The 1,362-nt window shown below is 66.4% G+C and carries 2 protein-coding genes; both read right to left on the reverse strand.

Translation table 11 applies throughout. The annotated features are described in order from the left end of the window. Window positions 1–836: alpha-amylase family glycosyl hydrolase (locus tag ACH4S8_RS45155; RefSeq protein WP_398405197.1), on the reverse strand; the 836-nt coding region annotated here is incomplete at its 3' end. Next, on the reverse strand, window positions 833–1,362 hold a 530-nt coding region (locus ACH4S8_RS45160; RefSeq protein ID WP_398405199.1), incomplete at its 5' end, for a DUF3459 domain-containing protein. The genes ACH4S8_RS45160 and ACH4S8_RS45155, both read right to left, overlap by 4 nt.

Below are 1,362 nucleotides of genomic sequence, written 5' to 3' on the forward strand. Positions count from 1 at the left end.
CCGCCGGAGGGGAAGTCGCCGAAGTAGTCGACGACGTCCTCGGGCCACTGGTTCGCCTCGGCGAGCAGCACCGTGTCCGGATAGTGCGTGTCGATCTCCTTACGCACCCGCTTGAGGAACTGATGGGTCGCAGGAAGGTTTTCGCAGTTCGTCCCCTCGACCTGGTACAGATACGGCACCGCGTCGAGCCGGAACCCGTCGATCCCCAGGTCCAGCCAGAACCGCAGCGCGGAGATGATCTCCTCCTGGACGGCCGGGTTCTCGTAGTTGAGGTCGGGCTGGTGGGAGAAGAAGCGGTGCCAGTAGTACTGCTTGCGGACGGGGTCGAAGGTCCAGTTGGAGGCTTCGGTGTCGACGAAGATGATGCGGGCGTCCTGGTACTGCTTGTCGTCGTCGGCCCAGACGTAGTAGTCGCCGTAGGGGCCGTCGGGGTCGGTGCGGGACTCCTGGAACCACGGGTGCTGGTCGCTGGTGTGGTTCATGACGAAGTCGATGATGACGCGCATGCCGCGCTGGTGGGCGGCGTCGACGAACTCGACGAAGTCGGCGAGGTCGCCGAACTCGGGCAGGACGGCGGTGTAGTCGGAGACGTCGTAGCCGCCGTCGCGCAGCGGGGACTTGAAGAACGGGGGCAGCCACAGGCAGTCGACGCCCAGCCATTGCAGGTAGTCGAGTTTGGCGGTCAGGCCCTTGAGGTCGCCGACGCCGTCGCCGTTGCTGTCCTGGAAGGAGCGGACCAGGACCTCGTAGAAGACGGCGCGTTTGAACCACTCGGGATCGCGGTCCTTGGCCGGGGTGTCCTCGAAGGTGTCGGGGACGGGCTCGTTGACGATCATGTGGTGGGTGACCCTCCGATCAACGGTGAGGACGGTCGCAGGACGGTGAGGACGTGCGCGGGCCGGTCACCCGGCTCCAGGCGCACGTAGTTGGTCCTGCCCCAGTTGTAGGTCTCGCCGGTGAGCTCGTCGCGCACCGGCACCGACTCGTGCCATTCCAGGCCGAGTTGCGGCATGTCCAACGAGACCGTGGCCTCCTGGGTGTGGTGCGGGTCGAGGTTGACCACCACCACAACCGTGTTCGAACCGCGGGCGTCCGTCGCGGACTTGGAGTAGACGATCACCGCCTCCTGGTCGGCGTGGTGGAAGTGCAGGTCACGCAGTTGGCGCAGCGCGGGACTCCGTCGTCTGAGCGCGTTCAGCTCCCGTACCAGCGGCGCGATGCTCCGGCCGCCCCGTTCCGCCGACTCCCAGTCGCGTGGCCTCAGTTGGTACTTCTCGGAGTGGAGGTATTCCTCGCTGCCGGGGCGCAGGGGGGTGTTCTCGCAGAGTTCGTAGCCGCTGTAGACGCCCCAGGTGGGGGAGA

It is taken from the genome of Streptomyces sp. NPDC021080, assembly GCF_044333225.1.
Lineage (GTDB): Bacteria > Actinomycetota > Actinomycetes > Streptomycetales > Streptomycetaceae > Streptomyces.